This window comes from uncultured Chitinophaga sp. (genome assembly GCF_902168175.1).
Lineage (GTDB): Bacteria > Bacteroidota > Bacteroidia > Chitinophagales > Chitinophagaceae > Chitinophaga.
Window position 1 is genome coordinate 429,430 of record NZ_CABHOU010000095.1, and the last position, 14,952, is coordinate 444,381.

General features: G+C 46.5%; 13 protein-coding genes. 7 read left to right on the plus strand and 6 right to left on the minus strand.

Annotated features, from left to right (window positions below; all coding sequences use genetic code 11):
• The first annotated feature begins 9 nt into the window (after window positions 1–9).
• Window positions 10–732 (plus strand): hypothetical protein, encoded by a 723-nt coding sequence (locus tag QZT80_RS23065; protein ID WP_295127912.1) that lies wholly within the window; start codon window positions 10–12, stop codon window positions 730–732.
• Window positions 733–782: 50 nt separating this feature from the next.
• On the opposite strand, the gene QZT80_RS23070 is transcribed toward QZT80_RS23065, so the two are convergent.
• The gene (locus tag QZT80_RS23070; protein WP_295127915.1) at window positions 783–1,787 is read right to left on the minus strand and encodes a WYL domain-containing protein; all 1,005 of its coding nucleotides are present in this window, start codon (window positions 1,785–1,787) and stop codon (window positions 783–785) included.
• A gap of 141 nt (window positions 1,788–1,928) precedes the next feature.
• Here QZT80_RS23070 and QZT80_RS23075 point away from each other — a divergent pair, with 141 nt between their 5' ends.
• The 3 genes from QZT80_RS23075 (at window position 1,929) to QZT80_RS23085 (ending at window position 4,138) form a co-directional block, all read left to right on the plus strand.
• Complete coding sequence (locus tag QZT80_RS23075) at window positions 1,929–2,516, plus strand: hypothetical protein (RefSeq protein ID WP_295127917.1); 588 nt, start codon at window positions 1,929–1,931, stop codon at window positions 2,514–2,516.
• 730 nt (window positions 2,517–3,246) lie between these two features.
• Window positions 3,247–3,447: a hypothetical protein gene (locus tag QZT80_RS23080; protein ID WP_295127920.1), complete on the plus strand. Its 201-nt coding sequence runs from the start codon at window positions 3,247–3,249 to the stop codon at window positions 3,445–3,447.
• A gap of 55 nt (window positions 3,448–3,502) precedes the next feature.
• Window positions 3,503–4,138, plus strand: coding sequence for a peroxiredoxin (locus QZT80_RS23085; RefSeq protein ID WP_295127923.1), 636 nt, complete (start codon window positions 3,503–3,505; stop codon window positions 4,136–4,138).
• A gap of 115 nt (window positions 4,139–4,253) precedes the next feature.
• On the opposite strand, the gene QZT80_RS23090 is transcribed toward QZT80_RS23085, so the two are convergent.
• The 3 genes from QZT80_RS23090 to rlmN all read right to left on the minus strand — a co-directional run bounded on the left by QZT80_RS23090 (window position 4,254) and on the right by rlmN (window position 7,974).
• Entirely contained in the window at window positions 4,254–4,976 is a 723-nt protein-coding gene (locus QZT80_RS23090; protein WP_295127926.1) for an RluA family pseudouridine synthase, read from the minus strand.
• A 63-nt stretch (window positions 4,977–5,039) separates the two neighbouring features.
• Window positions 5,040–6,863, minus strand: coding sequence for a pseudouridine synthase (locus tag QZT80_RS23095; RefSeq protein ID WP_295127928.1), 1,824 nt, complete (start codon window positions 6,861–6,863; stop codon window positions 5,040–5,042).
• A 40-nt stretch (window positions 6,864–6,903) separates the two neighbouring features.
• Window positions 6,904–7,974: a 23S rRNA (adenine(2503)-C(2))-methyltransferase RlmN gene (gene rlmN, locus QZT80_RS23100; protein WP_295127931.1), complete on the minus strand. Its 1,071-nt coding sequence runs from the start codon at window positions 7,972–7,974 to the stop codon at window positions 6,904–6,906.
• 155 nt (window positions 7,975–8,129) lie between these two features.
• Between rlmN and QZT80_RS23105 the strand changes: the two genes are divergently transcribed.
• Window positions 8,130–9,335, plus strand: coding sequence for an acetyl-CoA C-acyltransferase (locus QZT80_RS23105; RefSeq protein WP_295127934.1), 1,206 nt, complete (start codon window positions 8,130–8,132; stop codon window positions 9,333–9,335).
• 60 nt (window positions 9,336–9,395) lie between these two features.
• Here QZT80_RS23105 and QZT80_RS23110 read toward each other — a convergent pair whose 3' ends face one another.
• Window positions 9,396–9,977, minus strand: coding sequence for a sigma-70 family RNA polymerase sigma factor (locus QZT80_RS23110; RefSeq protein ID WP_295128114.1), 582 nt, complete (start codon window positions 9,975–9,977; stop codon window positions 9,396–9,398).
• Window positions 9,978–10,848: 871 nt separating this feature from the next.
• Here QZT80_RS23110 and uvrA point away from each other — a divergent pair.
• Window positions 10,849–13,665 (plus strand): excinuclease ABC subunit UvrA, encoded by a 2,817-nt coding sequence (uvrA, locus tag QZT80_RS23115; protein WP_295127937.1) that lies wholly within the window; start codon window positions 10,849–10,851, stop codon window positions 13,663–13,665.
• A gap of 225 nt (window positions 13,666–13,890) precedes the next feature.
• Window positions 13,891–14,415, plus strand: a complete 525-nt coding sequence (locus QZT80_RS23120) for a hypothetical protein (protein ID WP_295127940.1) — start codon at window positions 13,891–13,893, stop codon at window positions 14,413–14,415.
• A gap of 57 nt (window positions 14,416–14,472) precedes the next feature.
• Here QZT80_RS23120 and QZT80_RS23125 read toward each other — a convergent pair whose 3' ends face one another.
• Window positions 14,473–14,919 (minus strand): DUF4293 domain-containing protein, encoded by a 447-nt coding sequence (locus tag QZT80_RS23125; RefSeq protein WP_295127943.1) that lies wholly within the window; start codon window positions 14,917–14,919, stop codon window positions 14,473–14,475.
• Window positions 14,920–14,952 lie beyond the last annotated feature (33 nt).

Here is a 14,952-nt window from a genome sequence, read left to right on the forward strand (position 1 = left end):
ACTTTTTTTATGAGGCCATTTAAAATGTTAGCCCTGTCGCTTATTGCGCTAACAACTACACTGGGCGCTATGGCGCAAACTGTGGACGATATTGTAAACAAACACGTAGAAGCTATGGGCGGTGCCGCCAAATTAAAATCGCTGAACACCGTCTACTTCGAAGGCAACCTTACCGTACCCGGTGCAGAACTGCCACTAAAACTTTATCAGGTAAACAACAAAGCGTTAAGACTTGAATTTGAAGCTGGCGGCTCGGAAAATATCCAGGTGATAACAAAGGAACAGGGTTGGGTATTGATGCCTGTACAAAATATTACCTCGCCTACCGATCTGCCTGCCGAGCAGCTTAAACTTGCGCAGCGCCAGCTTTCTCTCGATGGGGAATTGCTTGATTACAAAGCAAAGAATAAAAAAGTGGAGCTACTGGGTAAAGAAACCACCGATGGTCAGGAAACTTACAAACTGAAAGTAACAGATGCTGAAGGTACTTCCACTATACTGCTCGTGGATGCAGGCACTTATTACCTTGTGGGCAGCGAAATGACGATGAATGTGCAGGGGCAATCTGTTGTCATAAAAAGTAGTTTCAGCGATTACAAGAAAACACCCGAAGGTTATATTTTCCCGCATACAACGGAGCAAAGCGTAGGAGGGCAATCTTCTGGTGCTACTTTCACCAAAATAGAAGTTAACAAACCTATTGACGAAGCTATCTTTAAGAAGCCGGCTTAAGGTGACGAAATTACATTTTCAGAGGGGCGTCTCAAAAGAGGCGCCCTTCGTTATTTATATAATTTTTTCATCGCATCGGCCTCTTCGGCCACACGCTGGGCCAGCGATGCCGGTTGCAGCACCTTTACATTCGCCCCATAACTCAGCAGCAACATCAGTAACTCGTGGTTTACCACCACATTTATTGTAACCCTGCATTCTGTTTCGTTATCAAGCGTAGTTTGCTGGGTGGGATGGATGGGTTGTGACTTAACGTATTTACCCTGCAGTGGTGTAAACGACAGTTCAATGTTTTCAGGCTCGCCGCCCGGCACGGTAATCCCGATAGCGTGCTGGAAGTAACTGGCATCATCAAAATTCTTTTTGTCGAAGTGTTTATTGGTAGGCCATATATCCACCATACGGTCGAGTGCAAACGTAAGCACGGCACCTTCTTTGGCTTTCTGGCTTTTGCCGATCAGGTAAAAGCGGTGTTGGTATTCTCGCACGTGATAAGGCTCTACCCAATGTTCCTTCGGTTCGTTGCGGCCAAAGCTCTGGTAGGCAATACGTATTACCTCCAGGTTTTTAATCGCATCTACGATGGACGAAATGTGTTCCGCTCCTTTATATTGATTGGCACGACTGAATTTGATCATGCCCTGGTTCTCCAATGTTTCCCTGTTCATTTTCAATCCCGCCGCGATCTTTAAGATAGCGTCCTCGAACTGTTGTATTACAGGTAAGCTGCGGAACTGTTCCAGTATGCCGATCGCGATTTCCAAACCCTGCAGGTCGGCTTCATCAATAGGTATACTGCTGATAGAAAAGTTTTCTTCCGAATAGTGATAGGCCTTGGTTTTACGATCGTATTCGATGGGAGCCAGGTAATTCAGTTCCTTATCGCTTCGCATGTCCTGGATGTCTTTTTGCATGGTGCGCAGCGATATGTCCGTATCCATTTTGTCGGACACGTATTTAATAAGGTCGTCCAGGGTAGGCCTGGGAAGGCGCTTGTTGCGCAGGCGCTCGTCTATCCATCTGTAACGGGACAGGGCATCCTTGTTTTTGGGCATACAGGCTAATGTTTGAGGCTTAAAAGTAAGGCAATTTGCGCGGCAGGCAGTTTTTTTTAAGTTTTTTTTGATGATAATTCACCACGCATATCCTCTGCGTAATGGCCCTATACTTTTGTAGTGTTATTAATCCAGATGAATATGAAAAAGGTAACAACACAAACAGCAAGGATTCAGGAAGCAGCGGCCATCTCTGTAGGTCAGATCATACTTGACAATTCCCACTACCTCACTATCTGGGGTTACCTGCAAACTGCGGATGGTTGGAAGCGCTGCGATTTTGTAACCAATTACGAAGTGCTGAACAACATGTTCCGCGCCATGGAAGAGAAGAGCGAAGCTGTTCAGATGGCTATCGTTCAGAAGCTGGAGCAAATGCAGGATGGTCCTGAAATGATCGACCTGGAAGCTCAATTCGGCGCTGCCGTAGTGTTTGATAACATCAAATTCAGCCTCTCTAAACCTCAGTATACAAGGCAGGATGAGTGGGTGGATTACGTAAACGAAAATTGTTTTTATATAGATAGCGCTGAGGTGTTACCCGCGCCTGCATCGCCCTATACAGAGGAAATTGGCAACTGTATGAGTCAGTTGGCAGCATGTTACACCCTGTACCTCGGTTATCTTGAGCTGGAATTCGATGAACTTACTGCCCGTAAAGATGCAGAACTGGTGGATGATGTAAAATACACACTGGCCTACTATGCCTGGAAGCAGGAAGGGCACTGAGATCGATAAGCGGTGTTCCCGAGTGCAAGGCAAAGCGTGTAACTCAAACGGATATTCGATTCCGGCACGCTACCAAAGGCTATGTTGTTCTTTACGTTTGGTCGGTTAATGTATCAACTGCACTATAGAAACCTTTAATTGCGCCTAAAACACACTTAATATGCCTCTATCGTATACCTGAAAGAAATTTAAAATAGTGAAATGGTTGCGGTGCGTGTGGCCTTGTTTGTTTGCCCCAATGTCCGTGTTTGTTACTCCAAATGAAGCCCTCTAATCCCACACGCCCGCAACCATCAACTTATCCGGCCCCGGACGCCACTATGACGTACCCCAAAATTCTTCTTTTTACTGCTACAGTCCGGGGCCGCTTTTTTTACCCTCCCTAAAGGGGGGGTAGGGAGGTAAGTTGTGAGGGCGGGATTTCGACTATGGAAATTGTGCGAATAGAATTACCTGGCTAAACGCTAGTCAGCACACTAAAGGTTGGTAAGGGAAAGAAGTTCCTTGTTTCATCAGACCGCTCACATATCACCCGGCAAATGCCAGGCATTTCAGAAACGTGCGAGAGGGACCGAAGCCATCGGGCGCTTTCATTGTCATAATACTGCCGTAAAGGAAAGTAGCAACGTGTCCTCGTAAGTTATCTAAAGGGAACAGGTCTGTAGGAATAGTAACATTTGTCCAAGAACACCGGTTTGCCTGCCCCGCAAGCCCCGGTAATTCAGCTGTTTTGGCAGATAAGTTTACACCGATTCCGCACTTTACTGGCAATACAGGCTTTTCGGGTGAACTGATGGAAAAAAAACTTTGGCTTAAACCCTCCTTTTTTGGAGGTGATGTCGCCTTGAAACGTACGACTGGCAAGGGGCGGGTTATTGAAGTTCAATACAGGGGGGCCATTCATCAAAAAAAACAGAAAAAAAGTACGTGAAGTCTATAATATTTATAGGAAATCAGTATTTTTGAAACCGTAAAACTGATATGATATGAGTTTAAGGTTAGGTGATATAGCTCCAAATTTCAAGGCACAAACCACCATTGGCGAGATTGACTTCTACGAATACCTGGGCGATAGCTGGGGTATACTTTTCTCTCATCCTGCAGATTTTACACCTGTTTGTACTACAGAGTTGGGTAAAACCGCCCTGCTGAACGGCGAATTCACTAAACGTAACGTTAAAGTGCTTGCCCTTAGCGTAGATCCGCTGGACAAACATGGCAAATGGATTCTTGATATTAACGAAACCCAGAACTGCGACGTTAATTTTCCTATCATAGCTGACGAAGATCGCACTGTAGCTAACCTCTACGGAATGATCCATCCTAACGCATCTGAAACATTCACTGTACGCTCCCTTTTCGTGATCGGACCAGATAAAAAGGTAAAACTTACCCTCACTTATCCTGCTTCTACCGGCAGAAACTTCGTGGAAGTATTAAGGGTGATCGATTCGCTGCAGCTTACTGCTAAATATAGCGTTGCTACGCCTGCAGACTGGAAAGATGGTGAAGATGTAATAGTTGTACCGGCAGTACCTACGGAAGAAATTCCTAATCGCTTCCCTAAAGGGCACAAAATTATCAAACCTTATCTGAGAACAACTCCTCAGCCTAATAAATAAGGATTGCTTTAAACCGATAATATTTTCTAAAGATATTGGGGCCTCAAAACCCCTGAATTGTTTTTTTAATGGTTGGTTTTTGATTTTACGAAACGGGGATTTTTCCCCGTTTTTTTTATGCCTTGTGCTTACGTAATTGCTGTAATACAGCCTGCATATCCTTTGGCAACGGAGCTTCCATTACCTGCTCCATACCGTGCATATCAGTAAAGCGAAGCTGGAAAGCGTGCAGTGCCAGGCGGCTTAGCAGCGGTTTTTCCTCTTCTGTATATTTCCCCAGTTTAAACTTCTTTTTGATCGCCGATAATTTAATGGGTGTTGCGGTGCCATATAACTCGTCCACAGCAATAGGATGCCCCAGGTATTTCATGTGTACCCTGATCTGGTGGGTACGACCTGTGTGAATCTGTACTTTCACCAGGCTAAACAGGCTGAAATTTTCCAGTACTTCATAGTCGCTTAACGCCGGGCGGCCTTTCGCATTGGTAACCATTTTACCCTTCTGTACCGGGTGGTCCATGATGGGTTGGTCTACACTGCCCTGCGTTGTAGGTAATTCTCCGTTTATAATCCCGAGATAGAATTTCTGTACGCCACGCGATTCAAACAACTGGGACAGGAATTTATGGGATGCTTCGTGTTTGGCAAACAGGATAAGCCCGCTGGTTTCACGGTCGAGGCGGTGTACGGTAAATATTTGCTCGTATTTCTTTTTCAGCAGGCCCTGGAGGGAGGCCAGTTCATTATCGTGCCTGTCCGGAATAGTAAGAAGGCCGGAAGGTTTATTCAAAGCAACAAAATCATCGTTTTCGAATAAGATGATATCTTCTATGCGCATAATGTAATGTTGGGTAAATAGCGGAGAAAAAACAGTCCCGGTTTTGCCGGGACTATTTTGGTATTATTTAAAGTGTTTCAGCAATATAACTTCCTTTTCTGTGAGGAAGCGCCATCTGCCACGGTTCACGTTCTTTTTGGTAAGACCGGCGTACATCACACGGTCCAGCTTTTCGACTTTGTACTCGAGGTGTTCGAAAATACGGCGAACGATACGGTTTTTACCGCTGTGGATTTCGATGCCGATTTCTGATTTGTCTTTACTGTCAACATAGCCCAAAGCGTCTACCAGCGTAACGCCATCTTCCAGTTCCACACCTGCCAGTATTTTCTCGAAATCTGCTTTGGTCAGCGGTTTGTCGAGACCTACGTGGTATATCTTTTTGATATTGTGTTTAGGATGCGCCAGTTTCTGCGCCAGGTCACCATCGTTGGTAAGCAGCAGCAGTCCTGATGTGTTGCGGTCCAGGCGGCCAACAGGGAACACGCGTTCGTCTGTAGCATCGGCAACCAGTTCCATTACAGTCTGGCGGCCTTCAGGATCGTCGGTGGTAGTGATGTAACCTTTAGGTTTGTTTAACAGTACGTACACCAGGTTTTTGGAGATCGTGAGCTTTTTATCGTTCAGTTTCACCAGGTCCTTCGGTGTTACTTTGGTGGCGGGTTCCAGCACCTGTACGCCGTTTACGGTTACTTTACCATCCTTGATATAATCTACCGCTTTCCTGCGCGAACACAGGCCGCTATGGGCCAGGTACTTGTTCAACGGCATTTCGTCGGTGGCTTCTTTAGTGGCATTTTTATCTCTAACCTCTATACGTTTACGACCGGGCTTTTTGTCCTTATCAGCCAGGAACTTTTCGGTCCTTTTCTTACGGGTTAAATTACCACGGGTTTCTTTGCCTTCGGGCCTGCGGCCTTTTTCGGTTTCAGCACCTTCCTTTTCGTAAGGCGCTTCGTCCGTCCAGTCGTCATCGATGTGTTTAGAGAAGTCGGGCATCTGTTCGCGAAGGTCTTCACGTTTAGGTTTGTCGCTTGCCCATATGTCGCCAAAGAAAGACTTAGGTTTCTCCTCGTCTTTCTTACGGCCTTTGCGGTCGGAATTATCTTTATCGCCGAAGCTTTTCTTTTCGAAAGGCTTCTTTTCGCGGTCTCCGTAAGGTTTACGGTCTTCACGATCGCCAAAGCTTTTCTTTTCGAAAGGCTTCTTTTCGCGGTCTCCGTAAGGTTTGCGCTCTTCACGATCGCCAAAGCTTTTCTTTTCGAAAGGCTTCTTTTCACGGTCTCCGTAAGGTTTGCGCTCTTCACGATCGCCAAAGCTTTTCTTTTCGAAAGGTTTCTTTTCACGGTCGCCGTAAGGTTTACGGTCTTCACGATCGCCGAAGCTTTTCTTTTCGAAAGGCTTTTTTTCGCGGTCTCCGTAAGGTTTACGGTCTTCACGATCGCCGAAACTTTTCTTTTCGAAAGGCTTTTTTTCGCGGTCACCATAAGGTTTACGATCGTCCCTGTCGCCAAAGCTTTTCTTTTCGAAAGGCTTTTTGTCGCGGTCGCCGTAAGGTTTGCGGTCATCTTTATCTCCGAAGCTTTTCTTTCCGTAAGGTTTACGGTCAGATTTGTCCTTGTCGCCGAAGGACCTGCGTTCGCCGGATCCTTTTCTATCGAAAGGTTTGCGTTCGCCAAAAGGCTTTTTATCAGATTTTTCACCGTCACCAAACGATTTACGTTTGAACGGGGCTTCACCTGCGTCGTCGGATTGCTCTTTTGGTTTCTTTTCGAAACGTGCAAACGGCCTGGCGGCATCTGGTTTGCGGCTGTCCGACTTGCCTTCTTTAAACGGTGAAAAGCCCTTTCCGGTGCTTCTGGAATTGCCTGGTTTGTTTTTCTTCATGTTGTATGTTTAGCATGCTGCATTCCTGCAGTATTTAATTTTATGCGTTTTCGCTTTCCTCAAGGTGCGCGTGCGTATCCTTGTTGGCCAGCTGGCCGCAGGCAGCGTCAATATCTTTACCGCGGCTTCTGCGCAGGCGCGCATTCACACGGTTTTTACCAAGGTATTGCATAAACTGCTCGGTGGCCTCCGGGGATGGCTTCTGGAACTTCGCGTCATCAATCGGGTTGTATTCGATAATGTTTACGAGGCTCACTGGCACCTGCCGGTATAATTTGATCAGCTCGTCCGCATCTTTCAGCGAATCGTTGAAGTTTTTGAACAGGATGTATTCGAAACTGATGTCGTTCTCGGTTGCCTTGTAGAAGTAATTCAATGCTTCCATCAGGTTTTTGAGATTATTGGTTTCGTTGATCGGCATGATCTCGCTACGCTTCTTGTCATTAGGCGCATGCAGCGATAATGCCAGGTTAAAACGCACCTGGTCGTCGCCCAGTTGCTTGATCATCTTAGCTACACCCGCCGTAGATACCGTAATACGGCGTGGCGACATGGCCAAACCTTCGGTAGACGTAATGCGCTCGATCGATTTGAGTACGTTTTTATAGTTCAGCAAAGGCTCGCCCATACCCATATACACGATATTGGTGAGTTTCTTGCCGGATGATTCGATGGATTGTTTGTTAAGAAGCGCTACCTCGTCGTAGATTTCGTCGAAGTCGAGGTTTCTTTTCAATTTCATGAAACCCGTGGCGCAGAACTTACAGCTAAGGCTGCAACCAACCTGGGACGATACGCAGGCGGTTTGGCGGCTTTCGGTAGGGATAAGCACACCTTCCACCAGGTGATTATCATGCAGTTTGAAACGGGTTTTAATCGTTCCGTCTTTACTCTTCTGGGTCATGTCGATCGTTACCGCAGGTAAGTCGAAATGCTCTTCCAGAGAAGTACGTAACTGCTTGGAAATGTTAGTCATAGACTCAAAATCCGTGACATGCCTGAGCCATAACCACTCATACACCTGTTTGGCCCTGAATGGTTTCTCGTTAATCTTTACGAAGTATTCCTGTAACTGCTGCAGGCTCAGCTCGCGTATGTTTTGCTTCCTCATTTCGCTGCAAAGGTACTTCTAAAAAAGGAAAAAGCGGTCAAGAGCCTGTTAATACAAATGTAATGTTGAATTAATACTGCTTTAAGTAAACGGCTGATTTATAGAAAGTTAGTCAGTTTGATCAGGATTTGACCGGAAATACTACCTTTAATGCCATGTTACGAAAAGCTGCATACATCGTTGATGCCGTACGTTCGCCGATAGGCCGTTACGGCGGTGCGCTCAGCACTATCAGGCCAGATGATCTCCTGGCCCTGATGCTTAAATCGCTCACCCTCAGGAACCCCGGCCTCGACCCCGCGGCTATTGAAGACGTCATCGCTGGCGCCACCAACCAGGCAGGTGAAGATAACCGTGATGTGGCCCGTATGGCCGCATTACTGGCGGGTTTTCCCGTAACCGTGGCCGGTAATACGGTAAACCGCCTCTGCGCCTCAGGCCTCCAGGCAATCATGGATGCCTCCCGTGCCGTTATGTGTGGCGAAGGCGACGTATACATGGCAGGCGGCGTAGAAAGTATGACCCGCGCACCATTTGTGATGGCTAAATCTGAAGGCGCATTCAGTCGCCAAACGGAAGTGCACGACTCTACCATTGGTTGGCGGTTTACCAATAAGAAACTCGCTGCCATGTACCACCCTTACTCCATGGGCGAAACCGCCGAGAATGTTGCCCGCCAATGGAATATTTCCCGCGAAGCACAGGATGAGTTGGCGTTCGGCAGCCAGCAGAAGTATAAAGCTGCGCTGCAGGCCGGTAAGTGGGCCGATGAAATTATCCCGGTTACCATCACTCCCAATAAACAAGACCAGGTGATATTCAGCCAGGACGAGCCACCACGGGATACATCCCTGGAAAAACTCGCGGGCCTTAAACCGGCTTTTATAAAAGATGGTTCTGTAACTGCAGGTAACTCCGCAGGGATTAACGATGGGTCTTCCGCTGTGCTCATCGTATCGGAAGAGGCGCTTAAACAATTCAACCTCACCCCCCTTGCCCGCATCAAATCGATGGCGGTAGCGGGTGTAGACCCTGCCATTATGGGTATTGGCCCGGTGCCTGCCACGCAAAAGGCGTTAAAGCGTGCCGGTATTGGTGTTAACGATCTGGATATCATCGAGTTGAATGAGGCTTTTGCCGCACAGGCGCTTGCCTGCATCCATGATCTGCAGCTCGACAGGACTAAAATCAACCTGAATGGCGGTTCTATCGCTATCGGTCATCCGTTGGGATGCAGCGGGGCCAGGATCGTAACTACGTTATTGCATGAAATGAAAAGACATCAGGGGGCGAAACTCGGACTGGCTACGATGTGTGTGGGTGTGGGCCAGGGGGCTGCCATGGTGTTTGAGAAGGTATAAAAAATAACGAGCGGTCCGACTTACATCAGGCCGCCCGTTGATGGCAAGCAAAAATGGGTTTTACAAACAAATGTGTTTCTCCGTCATCATCTTCCGGAGGTTTATCAGGCCATATCTCATACGGCCTAACGCAGTATTTATGCTCACTTGCGTGAGGTCAGCGATCTCTTTGAAACTCAACTCCGCATAGTGGCGCAGGATAATCACTTCACGTTGCTCCTCAGGCAACATGTCCAGCATTTTGCGCACACTGTCGTGGCTCTGGCGGGTGATCATTTTTTCTTCGGCACTGGACTCAGAAAAGCTCAGCACATTGAAAATATCCTTGTCATCACTGGTTTTGATAAGCGGCGTACGTTTGATTTTCCTGAAATGGTCTACACAAAGGTTGTGTGCAATACGCATGGCCCAGGGAAGAAATTTTCCTTTCTCGGTATAGCGGCCGGCACGGATCGTGTCGATTACTTTAATGAAAGTATCCTGGAAGATGTCTTCTGCCAGAAATGAATCCTTAACGAGCAGTACGATAGAGGTATAAAGCTTGTCTTTGTGCCTGTAAACCAGTTCCTCAAGGGCGGAGGAGTGCCCTTTTTTGAACAGAGTGATGAGTTGTTCGTCGTTGAGTTTGTACATTACTTGCATAAACATTCTACCAATAGCGGTTAATTAAATAGTACAGGACCAGTAACAGTCTGTAGGTGTTTAAAAATCGAGAGTAGAGTTTATGCTATAATCGTACAGTTTTAGGTTTAAAAAAGACCGTTACAGGACAAAAGAATAGATTACGGTCAATGCAAATATAAAGGAATTGTTGAATAAAACAAGTGACCACTATCAAAATTGGACACCCCACCCTAAAAATGACACAAACATATCATAAGCGCCCACTACAGAGGGCTGGGGATAATAATTGAGGAGCCAGCTTCAGCTCTTTTTCAGCCGCCGTTGTGTCACTCCCTTCAACCACAGGAACTGCTCCCGGCGATAAATTAATACCGGGTTTAAGCAGGTTAGCCGGTTTGCTTTTGCAGTTGTCTGTTAGTAGTCTGTAAACCTTAATCCGGATTAACAAACAGTGGTGTAAACCTTAGTCCGGATTATCTCGCTTGGGTGTAAACCTATTTTAGAATGTAACAAGCCTTCTGCTAGTCTTATACATACCTTATACTTGCCGTATGTCATCCTAAGCTTATCCTACAGTAATCCTACACTTATCCTACACTTATTCTACAGCAATCCTACACCAATATCGTGTCTATATCGTGCTAATCTGGTACAAATCTATATTAAATTACCATTGTTCATCAGCATTACGGCAGTTGAAGGGTGTGACACAACGGCGGCTGAATGATGTTCCCCCGTTAAGTTCAACTGTAAAATTACCTTATACCGTAAAGTCGCCGCCGGTCGAAATATTAAGCAGGTTCGGCCGTAAGCTGCGACTTATCGGGATAAAAAAAGTGACAAGAGGGACGTATTTCCGCAGCGTAACAATCCTTACATTTGTAGTTCTATGCGTACAAAAGTTAAGACCCAGGAGCAATTAATTGAAGATGAGGTAGTTAGTCCGCAGGACCATATTTTTATCAAGGGTGCGAGGGTGCATAACCTTAAAAATGTGACCGTTTCCATACCCCGCAATAAGCTGGTGGTAGTAACAGGCGTGTCGGGCTCCGGCAAGTCCTCCCTGACCATGGATACCCTTTATGCGGAAGGCCAGCGCCGTTATGCAGAAAGCCTTAGTGCCTACGCGCGACAGTTCCTCATGCGAATGAACAAACCGGACGTAGATTATATTAAAGGGATCTGCCCGGCCATCGCTATCGAACAAAAGGTGATAACGCGTACACCACGCTCCACCGTAGGTTCCATGACCGAAATTTACGATTACCTCCGCCTGCTGTTTGCAAGAGCAGGTAAAACATACAGTCCCGTTTCCGGTAACCTGGTGAAAAAGCACGAGGTGGCCGACGTGGTGGACTTCATCAGCAAACTGAAGGAAGGCAGTAAGGTGCTCATTACTGTTCCGTTTCCGCATCATGCAAAAAGGGAGGTGGCGGAGGAGTTGAATATCCTGATGCAGAAAGGTTTTTCGCGCCTGTACCTGCCCGGCAAAAGCGGCGGCACCTTACAGCGTATCGAAGAACTGATGGAAGAAAAGAAACCGGCAGTACCCAAAGATGCGCATGTACTCATCGACCGTATCGTAGTGCGTGAGTTCGACGAAGATGAGAAACACCGTATTGCGGACAGTGTGCAAACGGCCTTTTACGAAAGTGAAGGGGAATGCCATCTGGAAGTAGACGGTAAAATGCAGCCGCATTTCTCCAACCGTTATGAGCTGGACGGCCTGCAGTTCGAAGAACCTGTTCCAAACTTATTCTCTTTTAATAATCCATATGGTGCCTGCCCTACCTGCGAGGGTTTTGGACAGGTGTTGGGTATCGATGCCGACCTGGTTATGCCAGACAAACGCCTGAGTGTGTTTGAAAATGCAATAGCGCCATGGCGTGGAGAGAAGATGGGCGAGTATAAAGAAGCGCTGATCAAAGTGGCGCGTAAATTTAACTTCCCCGTTCATAAGCCCATTGCCGACCTCACCGATGAACAATACCAGTTGTTGTGGACCGGTAATGAACATTTCTACGGGCTTCACGAGTTCTTTAAAATGGTGGAGCAAAACCTGTACAAGGTGCAATACCGTGTACTGCAAGCCCGTTACCGGGGCCGTACAATTTGTCCGACCTGCAACGGTGCCCGTTTACGTAAAGAAGCCCTCTATGTAAAAGTAGGCGGCAGCGATATTGCGAAACTGGTAGATATGCCGGTGGGTAATCTGAAAGAGTGGTTTGATGGCATTGAACTGAATGAATACGAGCAACAGGTATCAAAACGTATCCTGTTTGAAGTGAACCATCGCATAAAAACTTTGCTGGACGTAGGTTTGGGGTATCTGACCCTGAACCGTGTAGCAAACACCCTGAGTGGTGGCGAAAGTCAGCGTATACAATTAACGCGTACGCTTGGCAGTAACCTTACCAATTCGCTGTATATACTCGACGAGCCCAGTATTGGTTTGCATGCCCGCGATACTCATCGCCTGATCCGCGTATTAAAAGAACTGCGCGACCTTGGCAACACCGTAGTGGTGGTAGAACACGATGAACAACTGATGGCCGAAGCCGATTATATTATCGATATGGGCCCGCTGGCCAGCCATTTGGGCGGTGAAGTGATATTTGCCGGTACGCATGACGAAATACTGAAAGATCCTAAAAGTCTTACCGGCCGTTATATGAGCGGCGCGCTTCGTATTGAACCGCCCGCACAGGTACGTAAATGGAAAAAATCGATATCGGTAGAAGGTGCGCGGCAGCACAACCTGAAGAACATAGATGTGAAGTTCCCATTAGGTGTAATGTGTGTGGTGAGTGGTGTGAGCGGTTCTGGTAAAACCACGCTGGTAAAGCAAATACTGTATCCCGCACTCATGAAAATGAAGGGCGAGTTTACCGACAGGGTTGGTCAGCACCGCAACATTACCGGTAACCTCGATGATATTACCCAGGTGGAGATGATTGATCAGAACCCGATCGGTAAATCATCCCGCTCCAACCCGGTAACCTACATCAAAGCATACGATGAGATCCGCGACCTGTTTTCCAAACAGCCGCTGAGTAAGATGCGCGGTTTTCAGCCCAAACATTTCTCTTTTAACGTAGATGGCGGCCGTTGTGATGCCTGTAAAGGTGAAGGTGAAGTAATTGTAGAAATGCAGTTCCTGGCCGACGTACACCTGCAATGCGAAAGCTGTGGTGGCAAACGTTTTAAGGAAGAAGTGCTGGAAGTAACTTACAAAGGGAAGAATATTTTCGATATACTCGAAATGGGCGTGGACGATGCCATTGATTTCTTTAAAGATGAGAAAGACGTAGTAGGCAGAATACGCCCGTTAAGCGATGTGGGATTAGGTTACGTGAAATTGGGGCAGTCGTCCGATACCCTTAGTGGTGGCGAGGCACAACGTGTGAAGCTCGCATCGTTCCTGGGTAAGGGCAAGGCGCAGGGGCACATCCTGTTCATCTTCGATGAGCCAACTACAGGACTTCACTTCCATGACATCAAAAAATTGCTGGCCTCATTTAATGCGTTGATCGATCAGGGGCATTCCGTGCTGGTGATCGAACACAACCTGGACGTGATTAAATCGGCAGACTGGGTGATAGACTTAGGGCCTGAAGGTGGTGAAGGTGGTGGTACACTTTTGTATGAAGGTGTGCCTGATGGGTTGAAGAAAGTAAAGGGGAGTTATACGGGCAAGTTTTTGTAAGATGATTGTAAATATTTGAGAGCGTCGGTGTATACACCGGCGCTTTTTTATTGAGGGATTTAGTTGCAAATGAGGTTTTAAATTTGGCCCTATACATTAGTTGTAATTCCTGATTTTTCAGTGTGGGATGATGAGCATAATGAGGAGTGGAAATCGTGTCCAGACCTCGCTTTTACGGGAAATGTCAACTAATTTATGAAGTGATTTAATATTAAAATTACATTCATGGCAAAGTTGAAGAATCATAGACGGCGAACGAAACAAGACATTGATAATTTTATTGCGGTACGTTTAACAGACGAGCAGCAAAAGGAAGCAGCGGAACAGTTAAGGGAGGTACGGCGCATATCTCAAGCTAACATGACAGACAGGGACAGGCTTATATCAAGGTTATTGCAGTTCAGATTCAGGATAGCAGATTATATTGAAAATAATCATCGTGATAAATTTTATTCATTCAGCTATTTTCTAAAGGAATACATTTCGATTCTCAATATCGCGGATGCCGACTTTGCTGGTCATATTGGTATCAGCAGTACCTTACTAAGTCGACTCATCAACCAAAAACAACATCCGCCGAAGTATGTGATGGTCAGGCTGGAGATACATTCCAATAAAACTATACCAGCGGATTACTGGTGCCGGCTGGTGCATAAACAACAACTTCGTGACCTGGAGTTAAACGAAGAAATACGAAAAGTTCAGCGCCCTTTCGTCCCCAAAACACTCGATGTATCCTTCTCCGCATAAAAAATCCCGGCCTGCTGGCCGGGATTTTAACATATTTTACCCAATCGTTAACATTTCTTACCTCAACCTATCCAGGGACTTAATCAATTTCTCATCTTTGTAAATACCTCGTGCTGCCAATACCAGGAATATCAGCATGAGCACCGGCAGGAAAGCTGACGGTAAATAGGAAGAAGTAATGATCGGTGTGGTCGTTTCGATTTTATTGGCGGTTTCCTGTACCTTGAAATACTGAAGAACAATAGCACCCGCGGACAGGAAGATGTTTAACACAGTGAGCCTGAACTGCAGTTTGCGGTTCTTGTACAGAAATATGCAGAGTAGGGCCAGCGCGACTATTACCATATAAACTATGAATACAAGGTAGCTGGACTGTGCATTAAAATAAACCACCGTGGGGCTGCCCGCCGCATTGATAGTTGCTTTCCAAAGGTTGTAAAACCAGGTTGCAGCGCCTGCTCCGGCAGCCAGCAAAAGATAAAGGCTTTGTATACGTTGTATCATTATCTCCAATTAGTTAATTATGTAAAAGTAGTA

What these genes read in the sequence shown, in the direction of transcription:
- rlmN (WP_295127931.1), bottom strand. Translation starts at nt 7,974, where the DNA reads ATGAGGAAGCAAAACATACGCGAGCTGAGCCTGCAGCAGTTACAGGAA.
- QZT80_RS23125 (WP_295127943.1), bottom strand. Translation starts at nt 14,919, where the DNA reads ATGATACAACGTATACAAAGCCTTTATCTTTTGCTGGCTGCCGGAGCA.
- QZT80_RS23095 (WP_295127928.1), bottom strand. Translation starts at nt 6,863, where the DNA reads ATGAAGAAAAACAAACCAGGCAATTCCAGAAGCACCGGAAAGGGCTTT.
- QZT80_RS23065 (WP_295127912.1), top strand. Translation starts at nt 10, where the DNA reads ATGAGGCCATTTAAAATGTTAGCCCTGTCGCTTATTGCGCTAACAACT.
- QZT80_RS23105 (WP_295127934.1), top strand. Translation starts at nt 8,130, where the DNA reads ATGTTACGAAAAGCTGCATACATCGTTGATGCCGTACGTTCGCCGATA.
- uvrA (WP_295127937.1), top strand. Translation starts at nt 10,849, where the DNA reads ATGCGTACAAAAGTTAAGACCCAGGAGCAATTAATTGAAGATGAGGTA.
- QZT80_RS23070 (WP_295127915.1), bottom strand. Translation starts at nt 1,787, where the DNA reads ATGCCCAAAAACAAGGATGCCCTGTCCCGTTACAGATGGATAGACGAG.
- QZT80_RS23075 (WP_295127917.1), top strand. Translation starts at nt 1,929, where the DNA reads ATGAAAAAGGTAACAACACAAACAGCAAGGATTCAGGAAGCAGCGGCC.
- QZT80_RS23085 (WP_295127923.1), top strand. Translation starts at nt 3,503, where the DNA reads ATGAGTTTAAGGTTAGGTGATATAGCTCCAAATTTCAAGGCACAAACC.
- QZT80_RS23120 (WP_295127940.1), top strand. Translation starts at nt 13,891, where the DNA reads ATGGCAAAGTTGAAGAATCATAGACGGCGAACGAAACAAGACATTGAT.
- QZT80_RS23090 (WP_295127926.1), bottom strand. Translation starts at nt 4,976, where the DNA reads ATGCGCATAGAAGATATCATCTTATTCGAAAACGATGATTTTGTTGCT.
- QZT80_RS23110 (WP_295128114.1), bottom strand. Translation starts at nt 9,977, where the DNA reads ATGCAAGTAATGTACAAACTCAACGACGAACAACTCATCACTCTGTTC.